This is a genomic window from Mesomycoplasma molare (genome assembly GCF_024918955.1).
Classification (GTDB): Bacteria; Bacillota_I; Bacilli_A; order Mycoplasmatales; family Metamycoplasmataceae; genus Mesomycoplasma_A; species Mesomycoplasma_A molare.
Genome location: NZ_CP103423.1, coordinates 470934 through 493293, shown reverse-complemented (window position 1 = coordinate 493293; position 22360 = coordinate 470934). Strand labels below are relative to the sequence as shown.

Annotated in this window: 25 protein-coding genes; 13 read left to right on the top strand and 12 right to left on the bottom strand. The window is 23.7% G+C overall.

What is annotated here, in order from left to right; all coding sequences use genetic code 4:
• Positions 1 to 2 precede the first annotated feature (2 nt).
• Both NX772_RS02285 and NX772_RS02280 read right to left on the bottom strand, forming a co-directional pair.
• Complete coding sequence (locus NX772_RS02285) at positions 3 to 302, bottom strand: Mbov_0395 family pilin-like conjugal transfer protein (protein ID WP_051542191.1); 300 nt, start codon at positions 300 to 302, stop codon at positions 3 to 5.
• Positions 295 to 1059 (bottom strand): DNA-processing protein DprA, encoded by a 765-nt coding sequence (locus tag NX772_RS02280; RefSeq protein WP_027123479.1) that lies wholly within the window; start codon positions 1057 to 1059, stop codon positions 295 to 297. Before NX772_RS02280 ends, NX772_RS02285 begins: the two co-directional genes overlap by 8 nt.
• A 106-nt stretch (positions 1060 to 1165) precedes the next feature.
• On the opposite strand from NX772_RS02280, the gene NX772_RS02275 reads away from it, so the two are divergent.
• On the top strand, positions 1166 to 2188 hold the full coding sequence (locus tag NX772_RS02275) for a YhjD/YihY/BrkB family envelope integrity protein (protein ID WP_027123480.1): 1023 nt from the start codon (positions 1166 to 1168) through the stop codon (positions 2186 to 2188).
• Between the two features lie 78 nt (positions 2189 to 2266).
• Here the strand turns inward: NX772_RS02275 and NX772_RS02270 are convergent, their stop codons facing one another.
• The 6 genes from NX772_RS02270 to rpsB all read right to left on the bottom strand — a co-directional run bounded on the left by NX772_RS02270 (position 2267) and on the right by rpsB (position 11096).
• Positions 2267 to 3091, bottom strand: a complete 825-nt coding sequence (locus NX772_RS02270; protein ID WP_027123481.1) for a GIY-YIG nuclease family protein — start codon at positions 3089 to 3091, stop codon at positions 2267 to 2269.
• Between the two features lie 173 nt (positions 3092 to 3264).
• Positions 3265 to 6702: a hypothetical protein gene (locus NX772_RS02265; RefSeq protein WP_027123482.1), complete on the bottom strand. Its 3438-nt coding sequence runs from the start codon at positions 6700 to 6702 to the stop codon at positions 3265 to 3267.
• A gap of 48 nt (positions 6703 to 6750) precedes the next feature.
• A complete protein-coding gene (topA, locus tag NX772_RS02260; RefSeq protein ID WP_027123483.1) occupies positions 6751 to 8619 on the bottom strand; it encodes a type I DNA topoisomerase in 1869 nt (622 codons plus the stop codon).
• Positions 8620 to 8680: 61 nt separating this feature from the next.
• Positions 8681 to 9241 carry a hypoxanthine phosphoribosyltransferase gene (gene hpt / locus NX772_RS02255; RefSeq protein ID WP_027123484.1) on the bottom strand — a complete coding sequence of 187 codons (561 nt, stop codon included), beginning with the start codon at positions 9239 to 9241 and terminating at the stop codon, positions 8681 to 8683.
• Between the two features lie 65 nt (positions 9242 to 9306).
• Positions 9307 to 10218: a translation elongation factor Ts gene (gene tsf / locus NX772_RS02250; protein WP_027123485.1), complete on the bottom strand. Its 912-nt coding sequence runs from the start codon at positions 10216 to 10218 to the stop codon at positions 9307 to 9309.
• A gap of 2 nt (positions 10219 to 10220) precedes the next feature.
• Positions 10221 to 11096, bottom strand: coding sequence for a 30S ribosomal protein S2 (gene rpsB, locus NX772_RS02245; RefSeq protein WP_259429418.1), 876 nt, complete (start codon positions 11094 to 11096; stop codon positions 10221 to 10223).
• A gap of 384 nt (positions 11097 to 11480) precedes the next feature.
• On the opposite strand from rpsB, the gene NX772_RS02240 reads away from it, so the two are divergent.
• The 4 genes from NX772_RS02240 to NX772_RS02230 all read left to right on the top strand — a co-directional run bounded on the left by NX772_RS02240 (position 11481) and on the right by NX772_RS02230 (position 13827).
• Positions 11481 to 12785 carry a phospholipase D-like domain-containing protein gene (locus tag NX772_RS02240; RefSeq protein WP_259429343.1) on the top strand — a complete coding sequence of 435 codons (1305 nt, stop codon included), beginning with the start codon at positions 11481 to 11483 and terminating at the stop codon, positions 12783 to 12785.
• Positions 12786 to 12854: 69 nt separating this feature from the next.
• The gene (locus NX772_RS02235) at positions 12855 to 13118 is read left to right on the top strand and encodes an HPr family phosphocarrier protein (RefSeq protein WP_027123488.1); all 264 of its coding nucleotides are present in this window, start codon (positions 12855 to 12857) and stop codon (positions 13116 to 13118) included.
• A gap of 230 nt (positions 13119 to 13348) precedes the next feature.
• Complete coding sequence (locus NX772_RS04000; protein WP_416388940.1) at positions 13349 to 13570, top strand: helix-turn-helix domain-containing protein; 222 nt, start codon at positions 13349 to 13351, stop codon at positions 13568 to 13570.
• Entirely contained in the window at positions 13504 to 13827 is a 324-nt protein-coding gene (locus tag NX772_RS02230; RefSeq protein WP_259429342.1) for a hypothetical protein, read from the top strand. Before NX772_RS04000 ends, NX772_RS02230 begins: the two co-directional genes overlap by 67 nt.
• Before the next feature lie 727 nt (positions 13828 to 14554).
• Here the strand turns inward: NX772_RS02230 and NX772_RS02225 are convergent.
• Complete coding sequence (locus NX772_RS02225; protein WP_027123561.1) at positions 14555 to 14770, bottom strand: MAG6790 family protein; 216 nt, start codon at positions 14768 to 14770, stop codon at positions 14555 to 14557.
• A gap of 179 nt (positions 14771 to 14949) precedes the next feature.
• Here NX772_RS02225 and NX772_RS02220 point away from each other — a divergent pair, with 179 nt between their 5' ends.
• Genes NX772_RS02220 through NX772_RS02190 form a run of 7 tightly spaced genes read left to right on the top strand, consistent with a single transcriptional unit; the run spans position 14950 to position 19849 of the window.
• Complete coding sequence (locus tag NX772_RS02220) at positions 14950 to 15696, top strand: YebC/PmpR family DNA-binding transcriptional regulator (RefSeq protein WP_027123562.1); 747 nt, start codon at positions 14950 to 14952, stop codon at positions 15694 to 15696.
• A gap of 2 nt (positions 15697 to 15698) precedes the next feature.
• A complete protein-coding gene (locus NX772_RS02215) occupies positions 15699 to 16130 on the top strand; it encodes a transcription antitermination factor NusB (protein ID WP_027123563.1) in 432 nt (143 codons plus the stop codon).
• Entirely contained in the window at positions 16099 to 16542 is a 444-nt protein-coding gene (locus tag NX772_RS02210) for a hypothetical protein (RefSeq protein WP_027123564.1), read from the top strand. Before NX772_RS02215 ends, NX772_RS02210 begins: the two co-directional genes overlap by 32 nt.
• Positions 16542 to 17273: a TlyA family RNA methyltransferase gene (locus NX772_RS02205; RefSeq protein WP_027123565.1), complete on the top strand. Its 732-nt coding sequence runs from the start codon at positions 16542 to 16544 to the stop codon at positions 17271 to 17273. Before NX772_RS02210 ends, NX772_RS02205 begins: the two co-directional genes overlap by 1 nt.
• Positions 17266 to 18426, top strand: a complete 1161-nt coding sequence (locus NX772_RS02200) for an aminotransferase class V-fold PLP-dependent enzyme (RefSeq protein WP_027123566.1) — start codon at positions 17266 to 17268, stop codon at positions 18424 to 18426. The genes NX772_RS02205 and NX772_RS02200 overlap by 8 nt, the downstream gene beginning before the upstream one ends.
• A gap of 1 nt (position 18427) precedes the next feature.
• Positions 18428 to 18850 carry an iron-sulfur cluster assembly scaffold protein gene (locus NX772_RS02195; RefSeq protein WP_027123567.1) on the top strand — a complete coding sequence of 141 codons (423 nt, stop codon included), beginning with the start codon at positions 18428 to 18430 and terminating at the stop codon, positions 18848 to 18850.
• A 51-nt stretch (positions 18851 to 18901) separates the two neighbouring features.
• Positions 18902 to 19849: a hypothetical protein gene (locus NX772_RS02190; RefSeq protein ID WP_027123568.1), complete on the top strand. Its 948-nt coding sequence runs from the start codon at positions 18902 to 18904 to the stop codon at positions 19847 to 19849.
• 373 nt (positions 19850 to 20222) lie between these two features.
• Here the strand turns inward: NX772_RS02190 and NX772_RS02185 are convergent, their stop codons facing one another.
• The 3 genes from NX772_RS02185 to NX772_RS02180 all read right to left on the bottom strand — a co-directional run bounded on the left by NX772_RS02185 (position 20223) and on the right by NX772_RS02180 (position 21663).
• Positions 20223 to 20912, bottom strand: coding sequence for an IS30 family transposase (locus NX772_RS02185; protein WP_259429341.1), 690 nt, complete (start codon positions 20910 to 20912; stop codon positions 20223 to 20225).
• A 58-nt stretch (positions 20913 to 20970) separates the two neighbouring features.
• Positions 20971 to 21057, bottom strand: coding sequence for a hypothetical protein (locus tag NX772_RS03995; RefSeq protein WP_465223510.1), 87 nt, complete (start codon positions 21055 to 21057; stop codon positions 20971 to 20973).
• 315 nt (positions 21058 to 21372) lie between these two features.
• On the bottom strand, positions 21373 to 21663 hold the full coding sequence (locus NX772_RS02180) for a plasmid mobilization protein (RefSeq protein WP_036450306.1): 291 nt from the start codon (positions 21661 to 21663) through the stop codon (positions 21373 to 21375).
• Between the two features lie 274 nt (positions 21664 to 21937).
• Here NX772_RS02180 and NX772_RS02175 point away from each other — a divergent pair, with 274 nt between their 5' ends.
• Positions 21938 to 22243, top strand: a complete 306-nt coding sequence (locus tag NX772_RS02175; RefSeq protein WP_051542211.1) for an HNH endonuclease — start codon at positions 21938 to 21940, stop codon at positions 22241 to 22243.
• Positions 22244 to 22360 lie beyond the last annotated feature (117 nt).

Genomic DNA, 22360 nt, shown 5'->3' with positions numbered 1-22360 from the left:
TGTTATGAAATACCGGAAGCTGCTCTTTTACTTACATCAACTGCAAAATTAACTCCTATAGCAAATATAATGATTATTACAATAAATATAATTCCAATTATCATCATGTGAACTAAATTATTTTTTCTTTTTTCTCCTTGTGAATATACAACTTTAATTCCTGTATAAATAACAGCAATCATTAAAAGTAAACCGATTAATCCGGCAAAAGCCGTTAATACTATATAACCAATAGCGCTAGTTTTTTCAGCAATTTCATTAATGATTACTTCGCCATTATCGCCTGCAAATAATTTAAGCATTTTTTCTCCTTTCATCACTATATATGTCTTTAATTGAGGTAATAATGTTTGCTCCATCTTTTATTAAGTTAGCATTTCCATCTTCATCACTAAAATCTCCGGGAAAACAATATATTTCTTTTCCTAAATTTAAAAAGTTTGTAACTAGGTTATTAATACCACTGTCTATTTTAGATGAATAAATAATTAAAGATTCTGATAGAGCAGCAGCTAAGCGATTTCTATTTTTTAATTTGTTTTTTGAAATATTTACTTCGTTAGGATATTCTGAAATTATTAATTTGTTTTCGTTTATATTTATTTTGTCAGCAAAATAAGGATTTTTTATTCCATTTGTTGAAACATAAATAATAGGTGAATTATTTGTTATAAAAAAATTATTTATATCTATATCTAAATTTTTATAAAAGCACGTTATTAAAGTGTATCTTTTTGCAATTTCTTTTAGAGACTGTTCTAAATATTGATTAACCTTATTATTTTTTTCGTCTCCTGTTAAATATATTTTCCATTTATTTTTTAAAATAGATACATTTCCTTCATAGAATACAACAAAGGGAGGTTTAACCAAAACTTTAAATTCTTCAGGATAAATATCATCTAGAATAGTAAAAGCTTTTATTTCATTGTTATTAACTTTATATTCAATTTTTTTCAATTCATTTTCAGAAATTTTTTCTTGATTTTTTAAGGCATTATAAATATCATTAAAATTTCCTTTATATTTAATAGCAAAGTATATTAGTACATTATTCATTTTTCCTCCAATTAATATAGATAAAAAAAGATTTTTCAAAGATAAAAGTACAAAATATAAAAATATAAAGATTTTTTCCTAAAATTATTTATTATATAATTAGAAAATGAAACAAAATGATTGATTCAAAGATAAAGTTATAAAATTAAAAAATAAAAACTTTTTAAACAGATGTTTTTATATTTTTATTTTTATAATTCTAAAAATATCAATTAGATCTAGTAAAGTAAAAAATAAAAAAGAAAATTTAAAAATAATAATAAATAGGAGTATAAAAAAATTAAGTTCTAGAGAATTTACTTTTATTCCAGCTGGATTTGCATTTTATTTATTTATCTCGATTATTCCAATTTTAATAATTTCTTTTTCTATAATTAACCCTTTCTTTATAAATAAAGAAACTTTACATTTTAGTAACACAAAAGACTTTTTATTAGAAGAAATATTAAATAGATATATTCCAGGAATAGGAAAATCTATACCAGAAACTCTTAATATCTTTTCTAGTGCCGCTTGAGAAACGACAACGTGAATAATTTTGCTTTTTTCCTCTTTGTGAATTTCTTCTTCTGGATATGCAAAATTTATCGAAAGTCAGTCTATAATTTACAGTCATAAAAATTCGGGCAATATAATCTTTAATAGAATTAAAGGTATATTTATCGTTATCATAATATCTTTAATTTTGTCATTTTTTTTAATTTTATCCACTTTTCTTTTTATAGAATTACAAATAAAATTTAAAAATAAACTATGAGTATATGAATTATGTTTTTATACCATTTCTATTTTTTTAGTTTTTATATTTTTTTATATTATATGATTAATTTTATTAAAAATTAGTCCAGTTTTTAAAATAACATTTAAGCAAATATCGTCAGGAGTTTTCATTAGTTCTTTATCTTCTGTTTTGTTTTCAGCTATTTTTGGTTTTTTATCTTCTGCAAAATTTATTAGTTATGATAAATTTGGGACTCTAGCTACGTTTTTATATCTTTCTACTTTTTGCTTTTATATTTCTTATTTACTGTACTTTGGTGTAATAATTAACGAAGCATTTTATAAGACTTTTTTTAGTGAATTTACAAGACACAAATATAAATTTCAAAAGAAAAAAAACTTTAATTAAAATTTTAAATAAAAAACACCCTCTATTTTTCAAAAGAGCGGTTTTTAAATTTTATTTTATGATTTAGATGGAAAATGTTTATATGTCTCTCAACATTTTACCTTTTGAAGTCTTTCAATCGGTATTTCCGTTGGATGATTTCCCTAATACAACAGAAGAAGCAGCTGAAGGAGACTTAAATTCATAATCTCTTTCAAATTGATTATTATTTATAATACCTTCACTCAAAAGAGAATTTCTAAGATTAAAATAAGAATGTTTTTTCATAGATTCTGTAATTGTAGATGCTATTATAGAATTTTTTACAACGGTAAATCCTCCCTGACTAATAAAACCTTTTGCATTTGAATCTTTCCCCTTACAATATAAATATTCTGTTTTTTCATTAGGTTTTGGGGTAGGTAATAATACTTTATAACCCAATGTATTTGCTAGAATTTTAACATTATCAATAAATTCTTCCATACTTGCTACATGAGATTCTTTAATGATTGTATTTTTAAAAGTATTTTTTGTTAGTATTTTATATCTTTGACATTCTTTAGCTATTTCTACAAATCTATTTTCTAAATATCTAATCAAGGCTTTATTGAGATCTCTTCCTAAAAATAATAAAGCAGTATTTCAATAATATTCTTCTTTCCCTGATTTAAAATCTCTTAAATGTTGAATAAGCCTATCTTTAATATTTTCTGCCTCTCCTATATATACTGAGTTTGTCCCATCTTCTTCTTGCGAAATTAAAAAATATACTCCTATGCCTTTAATATCTTCTCTTTCACAACTTTCTACTTCAGTTCTAGGTATTTTTATAGCCTTACCATTTCAATTTGATAATTCTGCAGTTATAAGACTATCAGCATTTCCGTTTAATAAGAATAATTCTATAGTTTTTCCGTACATAAATAATTTTCTTTCTTATGAATTTAATTTTTTTATAATTATATCAAATTAAACAAACCGAAATATAAAGAAAGAGTGATTCCTAAAAAAAGAAGCAAATAAAATTTAAAAAATATTTAAAAATACAGAAATATTAAAAAAATTTTATAAAAAATAGCCCGATTATTTTTAGGCTATTTTTTTAATTCATAAAATATATCAGGTTTATTTTGGAAATCATCGTTTTTAAATTTTTCAGGATAAAGATAAGAAAGTAATCTTGCTTTTTCATAGAATGAAGAAGGATTAGAAGGTGTACTTCCATCACCAAAATAACTATATTCTTGTCCGTCTAATAAAAAGAATCCCAATCTAGTATAATTTTGACTTGAAGTTGGATTTCATATCAAAGTGTAAAGTGAAGTAACTTTACCTTCGGAATCATAGACAAAGGAACCAGAAGCTCCTCCTCTTAAATCAATATTTGTTCCATAGAAAAAATAAGCTTTATTTTGAAATCTTTGATTTGGACCTAATGCTGAATGTTCTCAATTTGTTTGAGGAGGATTCGATAAAAGATATTCTCTATATCTTTTATCTTTTTTATTAGGCGCTTCAGTGGGCGCTTGTTCATTTGCACTTTTAGCATCTGAAGGATAACCAGCTACAATATAACTAAGATTATGAATATTAGATAAAAATTTAGGAGTCTGTGATGTTTCTAAAGTTTTTAAATTTTTTCAATTTAAAAAGAACTTAACAACTTGTTTATGGAAATCAGTCAAGTTAGAGTCATTATCAATTGTTTCTAAACTATAATTATTTTCGAAATAACTGATATCTAATATTCCTACAAAAAAATCACTTTTACTTCTTCATCTCTCTCAGCTATCGGGACCATTTTTATCTAAAACTTTATTTCCAAAATTATCTCTAAAATCATTGTAAGTTGGGAATGATTCATCATCACCGAAATTTATAAATTCTTCAAGTTTAAAATCAACGTTGAAAAAACTATTTTTCTTTTTTTCATCTTCATAACTAGGTTCTGTTTTTTCACTTTCTTGTTCAGAAACAATAATAGGGACTTTAAATCCAGGGTCTTTTAGTGTTCTGATATGAACGCCTGTTTCTGGATCAGTACTACTAATTTCTGTTTTTACATCTCATCATGAACCCGTTACAAAAGGATTTTTTCTTCAATTCCCTTCTCCTGTTCAAACGTGATATGCACTAGAAACATAATATCTATGATCATTTGGATCATTCGGTTTCACCTTACCTATCATATTATATGTTCCACCTCTTCTTTGGAAATTGAAAACTCTAGCTCTAATATCACTTAATACTTCATTATTATTTTCTTTAAATAATCTTTTAGCATTGTTTTCTTTATCATTAATTTCCGGTTTTAATGTATAAGAATTTTTTTGATTTGAAGTTTCTTCGCTCCCTGAAACTAATGAAGTTGCATTCAAAGGAGTTTCGTTAAAGGTTATAGAATCATCATTTTGTTTTTTTGATAATCAATGAACAAAAAATAATGAATTAGATATAAAAGCAGATTTTGTTTGTGATTGAAAATGAGAAGTTAAACTATCATATAATTTTATATCATTATTTTTAGAGTTAATATTTATGGTTACAGAATTTGTTTCTTTATTATAAGCTGCTGAAAATTTAAATTTTTCTTTAATTTCTAATATTCTTTTTTTATTTTCAAGTTTATTTAATGATTTATTTTCTAAACCAAAAGGTAAATATTCAATATTTTTATTTTCTTTTAATAATTTTAATGGAATATAAATCTTTACTAGGGAATTTAAATTTTCATTATTTATACGATTAAAAAGATTTGGCAATTTTGTATTTAATGAAAAGTTTAATTCTAATAATACGTTTTCATCATCAACTTTATTTAAATTTTGATATCTATTAAGATCTTTTATTATTATTGCTTGTGTTTTTTCTTTATTAAAACTAAACATTGTTTTATTAATTAATTCTCTACCTAAAATAGAATTTACAAAAAATTCATCATTATTTTCTTTTATGAAAGAAAAATTTTTGAATTCTGGCAAAACTTGGTTTTGTTCCTTATTTTGTTCTATATTATGATAATTTCTTTTATAAGATAAAAAGGAAATTAGATTTTGAGTTGAAAAAGGAACGGAATTTTTATTTAAATTTTCCATTCAAATAGCTTTAAATTCATTTTCTGTTAAATTTTTTCTTTTAGTTAATAATTTTTCATTTTCTATTTCTAAAAGATCTGTATCATTGTATTTTAGTAAAGAATCATTTAAATTATAATTAGCAAAACTATATGAAAAATTAGTGTCAAGTTCTTTATTAATATTAATATTTTTATTAATTTCTTTTAATGTAAAAGGCTCTCTAACTTCTATCTTGTCTAGTTTATAAATTTTATTTTCATCAAGTTTATTTAAAGAAAATTTTCATAATTTATTAAAAGGAACTATTATTTGAGGTTTATCATTGAAAGAAAGATCATTAAGATTAACGTTATCTTTTTGAGAAACTACTGAAAAATTTAATATAAATCATTTATTCTCTAATTCTTTAGCTTCAAGTTCATTAAAATCAAAATCAATTGAACCAAAAATTTCTTTATTTTCTTCATTTTTGGCATAAGTAATTTTATTTAAATTTAAATGCTTTTCTGAAGGTGAAATAAAAAATTTAAATTTTTGTTCATTATAAGCGAACGATTTTCCTTTATCATTTATAGAAATAGCTGTAAAAATGTATTGATTAGGTTCTTGGGGTAATTCTGATTTTTTAAATCTAACTTCTTTTGCAATAAAATCTAAATCAATATCTATTACTTTTGAAAATGGGTTAAATGGGTTTAAATTTTTTACTAAAACCTTACCAGTTTTAAATTCGAATATATCTGTATAGTGAAATTTTAATGAAATTCAATTTTCACTCACTTCTGTTCTTTCAGCTTGAAAAATTAAATTATTATTAGTAATATTTCATTTTTCTTCTTGGTTATCTTCATTATTTTCTGTTGGTTTATTAATCAAAGAAGTGTAATAATCGTTTTTGTTAGTGAATAAAAATTCATTCAATTTTTCTTCTTCTAAAATATTAAAAACATTAACATCTTGCTCAACAAAGAAAGCGTTTTCGTTTTTGATATTAATATGTTTATCACTTGAAAATTCTTCACTTATATTATTTATTATAGTTTCATTTGAATAAAAAAGAAACTCATTAACTATTTTAATTTCTTTTTCATCTACTATAACTTTTTCTAATTTGTATTCTTGTTCGGGTAATATATTATAATCATCCAATTTAATTTTTATATTATTGTTTTTTCCGTTTTTATTAATATCTTTAATAAAAACCGTTTTATTATTATTGGTGTTTGTTAATTCTAAAGTTATATTACTAAATAAATTAATATCATTGTTAAAATATAAATTTAAATATTGATCATTGTCTTTGAAGGAAACAGAACTCTTATTTAATAAAGTTTCTTTTTTTGAATCATCATTATTAATTTGGTTATTATCAATAACTTTACAAGAAATTAAAGAAAATGTAAAAATAGAGCTTGCTAATAATAAAGGAAAAAATTTAGTAAATTTTTTTTTCATACTTCCTCTTTTTAATGGTTAATTACATAAAAAATATAGCTATTTTTGCTATATTTTTTTAGTTTCCTCTTTTGTATTATATTTTTTTCTTTTATAGAATGTTTTAGCATTAGGATCTGGCTTTAAAAATTTGCATTCCGGGAATGAAGAACAACCTATAAATCTTTGACCTGTTTTTTTGTTATATCTATATATTAAAGGAGCGCCATTTTCAGGACATAATTCACCCGTTTCTTCCACTTGAAGTTTTACTTTTTCTTTATTTTCAGAAATGGTTTCATTAATTTTATCTTGAAAATCTTTTCAAAAATCATTCATCATGATTTTGTAGTCCATTTCACCATCTGCAATTTTATTTAGCTTTTCTTCGATTGAAGCGGTGTAATTTTCTTTTATTATGTCTTTAGTTGATTCTTTTAATATATTCAAAGCTATATAACCGTAATCATTAGGAATTAAAGATCCATTAACACTTTCTACATACTGTCTTTCTTTTAAAACATTAACTGTAGATGCAAAAGTAGAAGGTCTACCTACTTTTATTTCATCCATAGCCTCTATTAGTGAACCTTCATTATATCTGCTAGGTGGATTTGTTTGGTTTTCATCTAAAATGTATTTTCTAATTTTAACTACATCATTTTCTTTGTATTTAGGTAATTCAATTTGCTGATCTTTTCCTATTAAAGCAAAATAACCATCGAATACTATTTTAGATCCACTTAATTTAAATCAATGACCATTATTTTCTAGTTCATATCTTAATATTTCTCTTTTAGGAGGTAACATTATCGCTTGGAGAGAAGTATTATAAATTATTTTATATATTTTATATTGTCCTTCATTTAAATTGAATTTTTCTTTAGCTAAATCTGGTGTTAATGAACAATCTGTCGGTCTAATCGCTTCATGAGCATCTTGATCTCCTGAAAAACCCTTAATTGTATCTGAGATATATTCGTTTCCAAATTGCTTTTTAATATATGATTTTGCTTGATTTATAAAAGTTTCACTCAAACGAGTTGAGTCGGTTCTAGGATAGGAAATTAATCCTCCATTATCATCTAATCCTTCATATAATTCCTGTAGAATTCTTGTAACATTTTTAGATGACATACCGGATTTTTTGAAAAGTGTTGATTGTTTTAAAGGTGTAATTTTAGCATCCGATTTTGTTGATGTTTTAACTTGTTTGACAACTAAATCACCGATTAATTCTGATAATATTTGTTTACTTTTCTCTGGTTTAATTCATTCTGAATTATCAAAATCTTTATTCTCTTTATAGAAAAAATTAAATAAATGGACTTTATCTTCGCTTTCAGCTTTTATAGTATTATATTTTATAGGAATAAATTGTTTTATTTCTTCTTCTTTATCTATAACTAATTTTAAAGCAATAGATTGAACCCTTCCGGCCGAAGGATTTGTTCTAGGATTAGCAATTCTTCTAGCTAATAAATTAGATAAACGGAAGCCGATTATTCTATCGAGCATTCTTCTTGATTTTTGAGAATTTATTAAATTAATGTCAATTTTTAAAGGTTTATTTATAGCTTTTTTGATAGCTTCTTCTGTTATTTCGTTATATTTAATTCTTTCATATCTATCTTCTATGGATAATGCCTCAATTAAATTATATCCAATAGCTTCTCCTTCTCTATCAGGGTCAGTTGCTATGAAAATTTTATCAGCACTTTTAGAAGCTTTTTTTAAATCTTGAATTATTTTTTTCTTTGAACTATCAGGTTTATATATTGGCTCTCATTCATCAAAATTTATTCCAAGACCAAATTGTCCTGAAGTTTTCATTTCGAAAATATGCCCATTACAAGCTAAAACTTCATATTCCTCACCTAAATATTTTTTAATTGTTTTAATTTTATTAGGTGATTCAACTATTACTAAATTTTTCATTTTTTAATTATATAATATTTGCTATAAAAACAAAAACAGAAGTAAAATCTAATTTATAAATTTAAAAATCATCAAAGGTTTTTTCGTCGAAAATTCCTATATAAGGCAAATTTCTTAATTTTTCCTTAACATCTAAGCCAAACCCAACTAAAAATTCATGAGGTACTTCTATTCCGAATTTATCTGGATTATAATTATTTTTTCTTCCTGTAGGTTTATTTAGTAAAGTTAAAACCTTTACACTCTTAGGTTTTTTGGATTTTAATAACTCTACAACCTTTTCAATAGTTATCCCTGAATCTATTATATCTTCAATAATGAGAACATCTTTATCCATTACATCATAAGCCAAATCCATAATAACCTTTACAGATCCTTTGGATTTTTGTGCCCCTTCATAAGAAGATAAAGTCATAAAATCAATTATATGATCTACAGTTACATCTTTTATCAGTTGCGCTAAAAAAGGAATAGATCCTTTTAAAAGACCAACTATAATTAAATCTTTTGAATCTTTATATGTTTCATTAACTCATTTAGCTAGATTTTTAATCACGTTTTCTAAAAATTCTCTATTATATAATACTTTTTTAATTCTTTTATCTATATTATTTTCCGTCATTTTTCCTCTTTTATTAATAAAAAATTAGGAATAAAAACTTGTCCTAATTTTTTATTTAAATTAAATTAATTATTTTTTCTAGCTTCCGCTACTTGCGCAGCAACTTCTGCAGCAAAATCAGTTTCTTGTTTTTCTATTCCTTCACCAACTTCAAAACGTAATGATTTTACTAATTCAGATTTTTTAGATTGTAAATAAGTATTTACTTTAAAAGCAGAATCCATTACAAAATCTTGTAATTCTAAAACGTTTTTAGATAATTCTTTATTTAATTTACCTTCAATCATAGATTGTTTTATTTTTTCAGGTTTTGAAGCAAATTTAGCATCAGATTCTATTTCTTTCGCAAACTCTTCTTTTAACTTATTTACAACAGAAGCTGGAACTTCTGAAACTAAAGTATATTCAGGATTTAATGCGGCTACTTGCATTGAAACATTTTTAGCAGCTTCTTCGCTATCTCCATTAACTAGAACTATTGATGCAACTCTTCCGTTTGTATGTACATATGTACCCGCTTTTTGAGTTTCTTTAATTTCTATTTTTTCCGCTCTTCTAAAAGCAATTTTTTCACCTATTGTAGCTGTTGCATCTACACAAAGATCATCTATACTTTTACCTGATTCATCTTTTAAATTTAAAGCTTCTTCGCTATTAGAAAAAGTATTGTTTAATAAAATATTTCCAATTTTGTTAACTAAATCAATAAATTGTTTGTTTTGGGCAACAAAATCTGTTTCAGAATTAACTTCAAAAATTACGGCATATTTTTCGTTTTTAGCAGCAGAAACTAAACCTTCAGCAGCTATTCTACCTGCTTTTTTAGCAGCTTTTGCTTTTCCGTTTTCTTGTAATCAAACAATAGCTTTTTCAACGTTTCATTCTGAAGATTCTAAAGCTTTTTTACAATCTACCATAGGAGCGTCTGTTCTTTCTCTTAATTCTTTTATAAGAGCAGTTTTATTTATGTTTTCCATTATTACTCCTTATCTTCTTTTTTGTTTTCTTTATTTTGTTGGAAGTTATTATTAAATCTTCTTTGTTGATTGTTTTCTCTTTTTTCTTTATCTGGATCTTCTGGTAAAACAACTTTTTCATCTTCTTGATATGCAAATAATTGTTTTCCATTTTTAGCAGCAACTATAGCATCTGCTAAGATTGTTAAAATTAATGTGATTGATTTTACAGAATCATCATTTGCAGGGATACCAAAATCTACTCATTCTGGATCTGTATCTGTATCTAAAATACCGATAACTTTTATACCTTTTTTCTTAGCTTCTTTAATAGCAATTAGATCATTTTTAGGATCAGCAATAATCATAACTTCAGGAAGTCTTTTCATATTTCTGATACCTTGTAAGTTTTTTTGAAGTTTTTCTAATTCTTTAGTTTTTAAAACTCCTTCTTTTTTGGTATAACCATCAAAATTTGTTTCTGCTAATTTTTCTAAATCTTCCATTTGTCTAACTCTAGAAAAAATAGTTCTATTGTTAGTTAAAGTACCACCTAATCATCTTTCTGATACATAAATTGAATTTGTTCTTAAAGCTTGTTCTTCAACCGCCTTTTTAGCTTGTCTTTTTGTACCTACAAAGATAAATGATGCACCTTTTTGAGCTGTTTTATAAACTAATTTGTAAGCAAATTCTAAAGCTCTTTTAGTTTTTAAAATATCAATTATATGTGTACCTAATTTTTTTGTATGAATATAAGGTTTCATTTTAGGGTTTCATTGAGATGATTTGTGCCCAAAATAAGTCCCTGCTTCTAATAATTTTTGTTTAGAAACTATTTCTCTTTCTGATACTTGCGGAGTTTCTTTTATTGTTTGTGTTTCTTTTTTTTCTGTCATTTTTCCTCTTTTTGTTATTCTTCCTATAGTTTCGAACATTTAGCACTTTTCTCAAGCACACCCAAATGAATTCACTATAGTGCTTTTTATTTTTTGAAATTTATAATTAGAATTTTACCATATATAATCCAATTAATACAATAAAATAAGTAAAATAAATTTCTTTTTAGTATAATAGTTGTAGTCATGATTAAAAAGAATTTTTTTTGAAAATTTGCTAATATATTTTTCTTTATAATTTTTTTATTCTTGTTTGCCTTTTTTTGTTATTTAACTGTAAAGTCAATACTAAATAAAAAGAATATAGATATATTTTTATCTTTATTTTTTATTTATTCTGTTACTGCAATATTTGCGGTTTATTTATTTTTACAAGAAAGACATATGGATGCAAAAATTCCATGATTATTATTAATAATCTTTTTACCTTTAATAGGACCTATTTTGTATTTAGTATACGGAAGAAAATATAGAAATGTAATTAACAAAACAAATAAAAATTTTATTATTGATAATAATATTGAAATTTATGACAAAGATCAAAAAGAGATATTTAATAATTTTTCAAATATTTTCAAAAGAAATGTTAAAAATTTTAATTCTGAAACTTTTTTTAATGGTTATTTATTTTTTAAACAACTTATTAACGATATGGAAAATGCTAAAAAATACATTTTCATAGAAATTTTTATAATAAAAAATCATTTTATTTGAAACAAAATAAGAGATGTTTTGATTAAAAAAGCAAAAGAAGGTATAGAAATAAGGATGATTCTAGATTCTTTTGGTACATCATATATAAAAAGAAAAGAATGGAAAGAATTAGAAAAATTAGGTATTAATATTATCTTTTATAATAAAATTTATTATCCTTTTATTCATTCTAATAATTTTTATAGAATCCATAAGAAGATTTTTTTAATTGATGGAAAAATCTCGTATATAGGCGGAAATAATATAAGTGATGAATATAATAATTTTTCAAAAAAATATGGAATTTGATTTGATACAAATTTAAAAGTTACTGGAAATGTTGTTTTAGATATTTTAGAATCATTTATCTTTGATTGAAATAAATGATCTAAAAATAAAATAGAAAATTTGGAAAATTATTTTGAAAAAAATATAGATCCTAAAATTTCATCAGAAAACTTAGGAATATTATTCGAGGGTGGTCCTGATGATTATGAATCATTATTAGAAACTGCTTTGATAAATTTAATTTATAAAGCAAAAAATAAAATTCAAATTTTTACTCCGTATTTCGTGCCAACAAAGAGAATATTTTTAGCAATTAAGGAAGCTTTATTAACTAAAAAAGAAATAGAAGTTTTTCTTCCGGGAAAATATGACAAGAAATATGTTAAATGATTCACTGAAGAATTTTCTACTCAATTAGAAGAACTAGGTGCTAAAATATATGAATACAAAAATATTTTTTCTCATACAAAAGCTTTAATTATAGATGAAAAAATAGGTTATACAGGAACTATGAATTTAGATGTAAGAAGTCTTTATTCACAATATGAAATTAATTTATTAATTAGCGGAAAATTTGTTAGTGATTTTATAGAAAATTTAGATTATTTAAAAAGAAAAAAAATAATTAATGAGAAAAAAAATAATATGAAAAAAAATAAAAAACTATTTAAAAAATTTTTAATAGATTTTTTCAAATCTCTATTATAAAGACAAAAAATATGTTAAAATTTTATTATACATTTTACAAATATAAAATATAAATTAAGAAAGGTCATTATGGAAAAAATAACAGTAGTAATTTCTGATCCAATTGGTTTACACGCTAGACCTGCTTCTAAAATAGTATCAGTTTCATCAAAATTTAAATCAGACATAAAAATCGTTACATCAGCAGCTACAGCTAATGCAAAATCAATTATGAATATTATGTCTTTAGCAGTTAAACAAGGTCAAGAAATTTCTATAGTTGCTGAAGGAGAAGACAAAAAAGAAGCGATAGAAACTTTAAAAGCGACAATGGTGGAAAATAATTTAATTTAAAAAACCCCTAAAAGGGTTTTCCCTGAATGCAAAATCAAGTGCACCACTATAATGTAAAATTAAAAAGTGGTTGCACTTGATTTTTTAAATAAAAAAACTACCTCATAAAAATTTAAGACAACATACTTTTTATTGAAAGGACCATATGAATTATAATACAACAAAGCATTATTCGCATTTAAATGCTGAAAAAGATTTTTAATAGAGAAATTGTTTTATAAAAATATTCAATTAGACAAATTGCTAATTTTCTTAATGTCAATCACTCAACAGTGTCAAGAGAATTAAAAAGAAATTCAAATTTTTACGGATTTTATGATCATTTAATAGCAAATGAAAAAGCCAAAATAAGACATAAACATAAAAGATTGTTTTTCTTTCTCAAATGGATGATTATAAAGAATTTAGCAAACTTATTAAAGATAATTTTAACAAAGCAACATGCGGAATAAAAATGACTTACAACTTAATAAAAGAAGGTATTAAAAATATTAAAATCCCTTCGCTAAGGACTGTTTTTAATTGGATTAATACAGGAAAATGAGTATTAACTAATAAAGATAGATTAAGAAAGCACTATACAAAAGGCGGAAAAAGAAAAAATAACGTTATTGAAAGACTTGTGCAGTCAAATTATGTATTTCCTATTTGAGCTAGACCAAAACATATTGATTTAAGAGAAACATTTGGGCATTGAGAGGGGATTTAGTTATAGGTAAAAATCCGCAGGGCATTCTAGTCTTTTAACTTTAGTTGAGAGAAAAAGCAGATTAGGAATAATTGTAAAAGTTTCAAGTAAAAACCCTTTTTACATTAATAAAGTGCTTTATGAAAGAATAAATACACTAGAATTACCTGTTGAAAGTATTACTTTTGATAATGGAATTGAATTTAATGCGGTTGGAATATTGGCAAAAAATTAGGAATTAAAATTTATAAAGCCGATAAGTATGCTTCTTTTCAAAGAGGAACTAATGAAAATTTTAACGGACTTATAAGAAGAGTTTACAAAAAGGGACTGATTTTAATAAAGTTTCTCGAGAAGAAATATTAAATCTTGAAAAAGAATAAATTTTATGAATAGAGACATACTAGAAGGAAAATGCGCTTTTGACATATATGAAGAAGAAATAGAAAGATTAAATAAATATTAATTAAAACTATTAAAAATTACAAGATTATTACAAGAAAATAATGAAAGGGTCGAAAAATTTTGCTCCATAATTTTTATTAACTTCATTAATAAAAACCGCTTTACAAGCGGAATTAAAAGAAGGGGATATCCCCCTTCACCCCTTAATAGTAAATAGGGGTATAAAATATTGTAAATTGTAGTACAATGTTTTTATAATAAAAACTACTGGTGCACTTCAATTTGCATTTTAGGAAAACCCCTAAAAGGGTTTTTTTTATTTTATTTTTTAAATATAAGTGTATTAAATTGTTTTAACTAATTTTTCTTTAGACAAATTTGTTCCATCTGTCTTGTTTCTTTGAATGTGATAAACTTCTATAGGAACATTACTGTTTGTGTGTATTCCCTTTTTTTGCTCTCTTATAAAGTGAACAATTTCTTTCTCAATATCTTCTAATGTATGCCCTTTTGCAATAATTTCTTTTGTTGATTTTAAAACGGCTTTATATTGATACATTTTTACCTCTTTTCATACAATATAATTATAAAACTTTCTCATTGTTTTACTTTCAAAGTAGAATAAAAAATAAATAAATTTAATAAAAAAAACTTTTTTCAAAAAAGAAAAAGAAAAAAATAAAAATTTATTATAATTTATAATATTGTTAAATAACCACTTGAATAAAAAGGAGAACAATGGCCGGACACTCAAAATGAGCTAATATAAAACACAGAAAAGGTGCTCAAGACGCAATAAGAGGAAAAATTTTTGCTAAATTTTCAAAGGAAATAATGGTAGCAGCAGCTAAAGGCGGTGGAGATATTGATACTAACCCAGCTTTAAGAATGGTTGTATCTAAAGCAAGAGCTAAATCTATGCCAAAAGCTAATATTGAAAAAGCTATAGCAAAAGCTACTGGAGCTTCAAAAGAAGGAATTGATTTTAAAGAAGTTATTTATTCAGGAACTTTAGCAGGAGGAGTAAATTTTCTTGTTATTTGTTTAACAGATAATATGAATAGAGTAAGCGCAAATGTACAATCTCTTTTTAAAAAAGCTGGCGGACAAATAGGAAAACAAGGATCTATTCCTTATGTTTTTGATCAAAAAGGGATTTTAGAAATAGAAAAATCATTAGTTGATGAAGAAGAATTAATGCTTTTTGCTTTAGAAAATGGAGCGGATGATTTTAAATCAGAAAATGAATTTTATGAAATTTATTCTAGTCCATCTAATTTCTTAGAATTAAAAAATGCTATTGATAAAAAATATGGATTCGAATATAAAACAGCAGAGGTTACTTATATACCAAACCAAGAAATTCAATTAGATAAAGAGAAAACACAAAAATTATTAGAGCATTTAGAAAAATTCGAAGACGATGATGATATACAAGAAGTATTTCATAACATGGACTTATCAGTAGTTTTAGAAAATGATTAATTATGGAACAAAAAGTAAAAAACCATAAGACTAGAAGGGTTTATAGAGAAGAAATTATTTCTGTTATCTACCCTTTTGAACTACAAGATATTAAATTAGATAGTAATAAGATTTTTGATGATTTTGATTTAGATAATCAACAAATAAAAACAATTGAATTTATAGAAAAACACTATGATTTTTTCAAAAACATTATAATTCCATTTTTGAGTGAAAATTCTAACTGAAACAAAATAAAACCCTTAATAAGATCAATCCTTTTATTAGGAGTTTTTGAACTAAATTATTTGGATAAAAAAATTGTAATTAATGAATTCGTAGAAATAACCAAAGACTTTACCTTAAAAGGAGATAAAGATTTTAAATTAGTTAATGCCATTTTAGATAAAGTTAGCAAATATTATGAAGAAAACTTGACAAATAGTAAAAATTAAAAACCTATTAAGAAATAAAAGAAAATGAAAAAGTTATAAAAAAGAAATTCGTGACAAAAACATGCGTTTTTTGTTTACAAAAATTGCATTGAATTTTGATTTAAATTTTTCAAACGAAACTTTATTAGAAAATGAATTATCCTTTTTGAACAATGTGGATGAAAATTTTTTTACTCCATTATTTCTTAAAATATTATCTAAAGAAAATTTGTCTGCTTCTAAAATAAAAAAAATTGCAGAAAAGATATCTTTTTTTTTCTTTTTAAGAATGCAATTATCAATCAAAAAAGAGGACTTTGATTTAGAAGATAAAAGTAGATATATTTTAAATGAAGTTTTTAATGATTTAATGGAATTAACTCCTAATTTTAATTTTTACATAATAAAAATTTTAGAGGTTGTTATTAATTAATGAAAAAGAAACTTATAGATATTTTAAAAGAAAAAAACATAGCTAATGCAGAATCTTTAATAAGAACGTCCAAAGTAATAGTTAATGGAGAAATTATTACAACACCTGGATTTATTGTTAATGAATTACAATCTAAAATTGAAGTAAAAAATAATGAAAAAGAATGGGTGTCTAGAGGGGCTTTTAAATTAATTGAAGCGATTAAAAAATTTAATTTAGATTTTACAGATAAGATTGTTTTAGATATAGGTTCATCTACAGGGGGATTTACAGAAGTTTCTTTAAAATATGGAGCAAAAAAAGTTTTTGCTCTTGATTCTGGAACTAACCAACTAGATTATAAACTAAGAATCAATCCTAAAGTTGAAGTGTATGAAAAAACTAACTTAAAAAATATTAACTTTTCGTTATTTAATGAATATATTGATATTGTAGTTTGCGATGTTTCTTTTATAAGTTTAAAAGAAGTTTTTAAAGTAATTAATTTTGTAATACACGATGATAGTAAATTAATGCTTTTAATAAAGCCGCAGTTCGAAGCAAGTAGAAAATATGTAAAAGAAGGTGGTTTTGTAGAAGAAAAGTATCACGATTTTTTAATTAATAGAGTTAAAGAATATGGAATAGAACACGGTTTTAAGATGACTAAAATCGATAGATCACCTATTTTAGGAAATAAATCTAAAAACATTGAATATATTAGTTTATTTGAGAAGGTAAAAAATGATTAAAAATAATAAGTTCAAAAAAATGTTCCCTATGTTAGAAAATATAGTGTATCTCGATAGTGCAGCACTTGCGCAAAAACCTTTATCAGTTATAGAAGCTGGAGTAGAATTTTATTCTAAATTTTCCATTAGCACAAGAACTTCGGACTCAAAAATAGGTATTTTAGTTCAACAAAAAGTAGATTTAGTTAGAGAAAAAATAGCTAAATTAATTGATGCAAAAAGTGATGAAATCATCTTTAGCTCAGGAACTACTGAATCTATTAATTTTTTCTCATTAATGGCTAAACAATTTTTAAAAGAAGATGATGAAATATTACTTTCATATTATAATCATTCATCCAATATAGTTCCGTGAATGCAAATAGCTAAAGAATTAAAATTAAAAATAGTTTTTTCTAAAAACATTTTAAAAGATATAAACGAAAAAACTAAACTGATTTGTTACTCACAAGTAACTAATAATCTTAATCAAAATTTTAATAGTGATGAAATATACAAAAAAGCAAAAGAAAATAACGCTATTGTTTTAAATGATGCAGCACAAGCTATCGCTCATGAAAAAGTAACTTTCAAAAATTCTGATGTAGTTGTTTTTAGTGCTAATAAAATGTACGGACCTACCGGTTTAGGAGTTTTAGCTATTAAAAATAAAATTTTAAAAAATATAAATCCAGTATTTTTTGGAGGCGGAGCTGTAGAAAAAATAGAAAGTTCAAATGATTGAGTTTCTAAAAAAGGTGTTTCCGCTTTTGAACCGGGAACTCCAAATTTAGCAGCAATTTGACAATTTGAAAAATCTATCGATTTAATAAATGAAATAAAAATTGAAAATATTCACGAATTAAATTTAGAACTTTCTAAATATTTATATGATCAACTTTTAACAATCAAAGATATAAAAATTGCTTCAAAAAGAGGAGATTTTATAACTTTGTTTAATATAAAAAATTATGCTTCTCAAGATATTGCTTCATATTTAGGGCATAAAGATATTTACGTTAGAAGTGGTAATTTCTGTTCTAAATTAATTCCGTTAGTAGAAGATGAAAATGATTATGTTAGAGTATCATTGGCTTTTTATAATGATAAAAGTGATATTGATAAATTAATACAAGCACTTAAAGAAGGAGGAGACTTTTTAAGTTTTTTATAATATGGACAATAATAAAAAAAGAGAAATAATAATGCATCATTATTCAAAACCTGATAATAAATTAACTGAGTTACCTAATTGAAGTAATAATTATTTACATAGCACAAATTGTGTAGATGAAATTTGATTATCTTTAAAAAAAGATAATAATGTGATAAAAGATGCGAAATTTAAAGGAATTGGTTGTGCAGTTTTCCTTTCTTCATGTGATATATTTTTAAATGAAATAAAAAATAAAAATTTAGAACAAGTTAATCAAATAATAAATGATTATAAAATAATGATCAACAAAGAAAATGAAAATTTTAACAAAGATATTTTAGGTAATTTAATAGTTTTTAATGATGTAAAAACTCATCTAAATAGACTAGAGTGTGCATCTATGATTTATAAAATTGTAAAAGATAATATAGATAGTAATTAAAATATTTCAATATTTTTGCTTTTTAATAACTATTGTTTTTAGGGAAATAAAATGAAACAAGAATATTTAAATAATGATTTTACAGTAATGGAAAATTTTAAAAATGAAAAAATAACTAGTTCTTTATATTTACGTTTATTTTCTGGTTCATTTTTATTCTTTTTAAATTTCATGAATTTTTATTGAAACAGATTAATAGATAGAGAATTAGCTCAAAAATTGTATCTAAAAATGGTATTAAAACTTTATTTTTTACCTCTTATGATATTCTTAATCTCTATCTTTAACGTTGTTATTTTAATGTTAAATAAAACAGTGATAAATCAATATATTAACGATGTAGGATTAATAGTTATTTGCTTAATCATTCCGATTTTAATAATATTACTAAATCCATTATTAATTTTTTGAGCCAAAAAAAGCATGATTCAACTATATTATAAAAACTATTACAAAGAACATTTTAATCTTTTAAAAGAACCAATTGTAAAAAACTACTATATAACAGATTTAACTGAATGAAAAAAATCATATTTTAAAATTTTCAGAAACAAAGAAACAAAAATTTGATTTTTAACTTCTGATTATCTAGTTGCTAAAAATAAAAATTTTATTAGAATAAATTTTGAAAATACATTAGAATGAAAAAATGAGCAAAAAAATTTAAAAATCATCTATAAAAATAATAATATTTTTCACTTTAAAGGCTTCTTTATAAAATGAATATTTCTTTTTTTATTTTTATCTCATAAATTATTTTTTGTAAAAAATGTTTATCAAAAATATGCTGAAAAAATTAGTATTAAAAAATTTATTTTCTTTAATTGATTAACTTTTATTATCTTTTTCATTGCACCATTAACTTTAATAACTATATTTACAGTAAATGGCTCAATTAGTGATATTAATTTAATTATATTATCTTACTTTTCAGTTATTTTCTTATATCCTTTTATGATTTGTCCTATAAGATTTTACATAGTTAAAAAAATGATATAAAAATAATTTTGATTTATTCTTAATTAAAAAATGCGCCAAACAAAAACGGCGCTTTTTCCTAAAATGCAAATTGAAGTGCACCAGTAGTTTTTATTATAAAAACATTGTACTACAATTTACAATATTTTATACCCCTATTTACTATTAAGGGGTGAAGGGGATATCCCCTTCTTTTAATTCCGCTTGTAAAGCGGTTTTTTATTAATGAAGTTAATAAAAATTATGGGGCAAAATTTTTCGACCCTTTCATTATTTTCTTGTAATAATCTTGTAATTTTTAATAGTTTTAATTAATATTTATTTAATTTTTCTATTTCTTCTTCATATACGTCAAAAGCGCATTTTCCTTCTAGTATGTCTCTATTCATAAAATTTATTCTTTTTCAAGATTTAATATTTCTTCTCTAGAAACTTTATTAAAGTCAGTTCCTTTCTTATAAACCCTTCTTACAATTCCGTTAAAATTTTCATTGGTTCCTCTTTGAAAAGAAGCGTATTTATCGGCTTTATAAATTTTAATTCCTAATTTTTTCGCTAATATTCCAACCGCATTAAATTCAATTCCATTATCAAAAGTAATACTTTCAACAGGTAATTCTAGTGTATTTATTCTTTCATAAAGCACTTTATTAATGTAAAAAGGATTTTTACTTGATACTTTCACAATTATTCCTAATCTGCTTTTTCTCTCAACTAAAGTTAAAAGACTAGAATGCCCTGCGGATTTTTTACCTATAACTAAATCACCCTCTCAATGCCCAAATGTTTCTCTTAAATCAATATGTTTTGGTCTAGCTCAAATAGGAAAAACATAATTTGATTGTACAAGTCTTTCAATAACATTATTTTTTCTTTTTCCGCCTTTTGTATAGTGCTTTCTTAATCTATCTTTATTAGTTAATACTCATTTTCCTGTATTAATCCAATTAAAAACAGTCCTTAGCGAAGGGATTTTAATATTTTTAATACCTTCTTTTATTAAGTTGTAAGTCATTTTTATTCCGCATGTTGCTTTGTTAAAATTATCTTTAATAAGTTTGCTAAATTCTTTATAATCATCCATTTGAGAAAAGAAAACAATCTTTTATGTTTATGTCTTATTTTGGCTTTTTCATTTGCTATTAAATGATCATAAAATCCGTAAAAATTTGAATTTCTTTTAATTCTCTTGACACTGTTGAGTGATTGACATTAAGAAAATTAGCAATTTGTCTAATTGAATATTTTTATAAAACAATTTCTCTATTAAAAATCTTTTTCAGCATTTAAATGGGAATAATGCTTTGTTGTATTATAATTCATATGATCCTTTCAATAAAAAGTATGTTGTCTTAAATTTTTATGAAGCTGTTTTTTTATTTAAAAAATCAAGTGCAACCACTTTTTAATTTTACATTATAGTGGTGCACTTGATTTTGCATTCAGGGAAAAATGCGCCAAACAAAAACGGCGCTTTTTTAATATTAATATTCATTGCAGAATTATTTTTTAAGTTTTTTTAGCGTCTTTTAAAAAAAGCAATATTAAATTCCATGCTCTTTTTTAATTTGCTCTCATTCTTCCGGATCTATATCTAGTTTACCGTTTCTTCTCATTTCGTCAATTTCTGCTTGTTCTTCTTCATCAATGGGTTCAATATATTTTCTTAGATATTCTGCTAAAGTTAATTTATCATCTTCTCTTATTCTTATTAGCGCGGTTTCTCTTAAGAATTGTGAAAAACTTTTTCCACGCTCTTGCGCATTAATTTTAATTAGATCATAATCTTCTTTTGATAATGATATAGTTTTTTTTACAGTCATTTTGATTTTCATACCTTTTTTAAGTTTGTTAATATATATTTTAATTATAACTTAGTTAATTGTATTTTTACTTAAAAAAATCCAGCACAATAACTTTTTAACTTTACACTATACCGTTTCACTTAATTTTTCATTTAGATTTTTTAGTTCTAACGATATTTCCCTCTCACTGATATACTTTTATGAAAAATGTATTTTTACACAAAAAATACATTAAAAAATAGATTTTTTACCTATTTTCTTTTTTTTTTTTTTTTGTTTTATGATTTGAACAAGGAGGAAATTTATGGAAAATAAAAAACATTTTAAAATTTGAAACAAAATAATAGGAAACACATCTCGAGGAATAGATTACGCAGGAAGAGAAATAGTTAAATCTGCTTATGGCGATGAAAAGAGTAAATATGGTTGAAATATAGATCATATTCTACCAAAATCTAAGGATGGTAAAAATAACACTGAAAACCTTATTGTTGCGCATATTTTGACTAACCAAGAAAAAGGTGATAATTTTTCTGAATTTTCTGCAAACGGTAAAAAATTCAAAATTCTTAAAAAAGAAAATGGTGAATGAAAAATTAAAGAAATATAACATTATTGTATATTATTAAAAATCAATACATATTCATATCATTTTTAAACACCTGCAAGGTGTTTTATTTATTTTTTTTAATACAAAGCTTTTATTAATAAAGTTTCTAATAAAATA